This window comes from Microcystis sp. M49636_WE2, assembly GCF_030065375.1.
Lineage (GTDB): Bacteria > Cyanobacteriota > Cyanobacteriia > Cyanobacteriales > Microcystaceae > Microcystis > Microcystis aeruginosa_C.
The window spans coordinates 1-3,168 of record NZ_JASJFG010000392.1; the positions used below are offsets into that span (position 1 = coordinate 1).

3 protein-coding genes and 1 pseudogene are annotated in these 3,168 nt (G+C 42.8%); 3 read left to right on the forward strand and 1 reads right to left on the reverse strand.

The window, feature by feature from the left end; translation table 11 throughout:
• Positions 1-140: 140 nt before the first annotated feature.
• Positions 141-317 (forward strand): annotated as a pseudogene (locus tag PX484_RS09445) (IS630-like element ISMae25 family transposase); the annotation flags it as partial.
• 62 nt (positions 318-379) lie between these two features.
• Here PX484_RS09445 and PX484_RS09450 read toward each other — a convergent pair.
• A complete protein-coding gene (locus PX484_RS09450) occupies positions 380-1,642 on the reverse strand; it encodes a YcjF family protein (protein WP_287765562.1) in 1,263 nt (420 codons plus the stop codon).
• Between the two features lie 58 nt (positions 1,643-1,700).
• Between PX484_RS09450 and PX484_RS09455 the strand changes: the two genes are divergently transcribed.
• The gene (locus tag PX484_RS09455) at positions 1,701-2,876 is read left to right on the forward strand and encodes a DUF4336 domain-containing protein (RefSeq protein ID WP_287765561.1); all 1,176 of its coding nucleotides are present in this window, start codon (positions 1,701-1,703) and stop codon (positions 2,874-2,876) included.
• Positions 2,877-2,934: 58 nt separating this feature from the next.
• A partial coding sequence (locus PX484_RS09460; protein ID WP_288103603.1) for a ssr2422 family thylakoid membrane protein occupies positions 2,935-3,168 on the forward strand: 234 nt, incomplete at its 3' end.

Consider the following 3,168-nt stretch of genomic DNA (forward strand, 5'->3'; position numbering starts at 1 on the left):
ACTCGATTGTCTATCTTTTGGTATTAACCTGTTGATGCCTTAAGTCCTTCCCTATATGGATTTCAGATACTTTTGAGCGTAGGCGCTCTCATCGAATTTTATTTTAAGTTAATTATTTGCATAACAATTCCCGAAGAGCCAGGATTTCTAGCAAGGAAGAACTAAAAAGGGAGATAGAAACCTGGCAAAAAGAACGTAATCAGACTGCATCTACAGTAATATGGACGTTTACGACCAGCGATGCTAGGGTCAAGCTGAAACATCTTTATCCAGTTTTTGAGGAGGAGGAATCGGGAGAATCTATTGCACCAAATTAGCTGAAACAATCCACTAGAGTGGATCAGATTTATGTGAAATGACTATATTCTTTGAATACCGATCAATTATCTCCTCGCGTAGCGACATTTTTAAATCTTTCTTGGGCAGCAGAAAAAGCCTCTTTCATAACCCTTTGAATCCTCTTAGGATCGGGTTTTTTACCCCCCATTAAATCGCCAAAATAGACACAAGCGCCCTCTCCTAGGGCCCAGGTATAGGCAGCGGACCAAGAAGCGGCGATGACACTGCCAAAACCGGGGATAAATTTCACCAATTCCCGACCGATGGCCTGGGCCAAAAAGCCGCCAGCGATCGCACTGACGACTCCACCGGCTTGGGATGGGGTTAAGACTTGACCGTATAATTTGCCTAAAACCCCCACCATTGACACTTGTAGGGCGGTTAACACGGGCATAGTCGCTAAGGGTAAGGGAATCGCCGCCAAGGTTGCCGCTATGACGGAAAAGGCTAACATATAGCGTCGGGCCACGTCCCGATAGAGATTGCCTAATTTATTGCTGGTTTCCCGATCTAAAAGTTGGTGGATGGTGTTAGCCTCGGCTTTTGGCAATAAATCAGCTAAATTGTCTCTAAATGCCTCTAAACCGTAAAAAACGGGGTTGTAACCGTCTTCCTCTAGGGTAAAGTCTATTAGCACAGAATTGTCATATAAATCCTTAAAAGTTTCTTTAATTTCTTGATAGGCGCGATTGATATTCTCGCAATCGGGAGGATAAGGGGGATGATCGGCGGTATTAGGAGTATAAAGCTGATGAAGGCAGGTTACAGCCAGTAAACAGGGGATTTTAGGGTATTTTTGCCGCAGTTGTCTGGTAATTTCCAGAAGGCTATCGGTGGCAAAATCATCAATTTTTACCGTCACGATAAAAACTTGGGCGCGTCCCGTGTTTTCGGCTAAATCTGCTAATAATTCCGCGATTACCCTGTCTGTGTGTTGATAGGCATCCCCTAACCCCACCGTATCGGTAAAAATCAACAGGGGTAAGTCTTCCGCGGGGTAGGTGTAGCGCTGGGTGTTTTGGGTGTGGGGACGGAAACCTTGCCCGACGATTTCCGCCGAAACTCCCGTTATTCCCCGAATAATCGAACTTTTTCCCGTTTGCGGTTTGCCGATTAACAGCGCCTCGGTGGTGGGTAATTCTTGACGGACTTTTTCTAAAATTTCCGCCACTTGAGTGTCACTAACACTAAACCATTGCAGGACAGTATTAGTCAACTGGTCGATGGGGAGTCTTTTCATCACTTCCCCCGTGAGACTATTCCAAGTATTGACCAAAGAATCAATGGGCAGTTTATCAGTCATGGGGATTAGAAGGGTTTATGATAACTAAAATAGAGATTTTCAGCGATAGAATCAGACGATGACAAAAGCCGCAATTAGTCCGCAAGATTTATCATGGCCTTTTTGGCCAATTGTACCACTTTATCCCTACGGTCAAAGACGGACAATTCGCCAAGAAGTGGTGAAAGATACGCTCTGGACATTTGAGCAATTGCAGGGTATTTTCTATGTGGTTGTGCCGATTCGCATGACGGTAATTAAGTTAGCATCCGGGGGTTTATTTGTTTATGCACCAGTGGCCCCGACTCCTGAATGTATTCGCTTAATGCGTGAGTTGGAAAGTGAACACGGGGAAGTTAAATATATTATTTTACCGACGATTTCTGGCATTGAACATAAGGTTTTTGTCGGTCCTTTTGCCCGTTATTTTCCTAAGGCTATAGTTTATGTTGCTCCTAATCAATGGAGTTTTCCTCTTAATTTACCTTTGAGTTGGTTGGGTTTACCGGCAAAACGAACAGAAATTTTACCTGCTGACTCGGCAACCACTCCTTTTGGAAAAGATTTTAGTTATGAAATTTTACCCGCAATTGATCTGAATGTGGGATACTTCTCGGAAGTGGCTTTTTTTCATCACTACTCTCAAACTCTGCTGCTGACTGATGGCATTATTTCTATCCCAGAAAATCCCCCCGCTATTTTAGAATTAGACCCCTATCCGCTGCTGTTTCACGCTAAAAATAGTGCTAAGGATCTGGTAGAGGATACCCCAGAAAATCGCCGTCGGGGTTGGCAGAGAATTTGTCTTTTTGCTCTTTATTTTCAACCTCCTGTTTTAGCTGTTCCCAATTGGATTAAGGTGTTCAGAGATGCTTTTACTGCTCAGGAAAGGAGTAAAAAAGCCTATTTTGGTTTATTCCCTTTTCAATGGGGTGATGATTGGCAAAAGACTTTTTTAAATTTGCGTCGCGAGGGGAGGTTAATAGTAGCGCCAATTTTGCAAACTTTGATTCTTAATCGCAATACTGACGAGGTGAGTCAATGGGTTGATAGAATTTGCCAATGGCCGATTAAACAGGTTATTCCTTGTCATTTTGCTAGTCCGATTCAAGCTGATAGTCAAGAGTGTCACCAGGCTTTTTCTTTCTTGTCAAAAAATCCTTATTTACCTAAAGATGACTTGGAATGTTTAGAAAGTATTGATAGTTTTTTAGTGCGCTGGCGATTGACTCCTCCTCCTGATAAAAAATTGTAATTTATGGCTAAGAACTGCTATAATATAGGCGGTTGTTAGTTGATTGCTAATCAAGGTCATGCAAATTCCCGAAAATCCCAGTAATGATGACATCAGAGCGGCGTTGATTCAATTGCGAGAAGAACTTGGTCAAAAAGTTGACCGCTTAGATTATAAATTTGATGCCTATCAAAAAGGTACAGATGGTATGGTGAGAATGGCTACTACTATCATCATTGCCACCGCTTCTGTGGTGGTTTTATCTAGTCTTAGTCCTGCGGTGACAGCAATTATCACCGCTTTATATTCTGCT

Excerpts from the sequence above, each read along its gene's own strand:
- PX484_RS09455 (WP_287765561.1), top strand. The coding sequence starts at position 1,701 with ATGACAAAAGCCGCAATTAGTCCGCAAGATTTATCATGGCCTTTTTGG.
- PX484_RS09450 (WP_287765562.1), bottom strand. The coding sequence starts at position 1,642 with ATGACTGATAAACTGCCCATTGATTCTTTGGTCAATACTTGGAATAGT.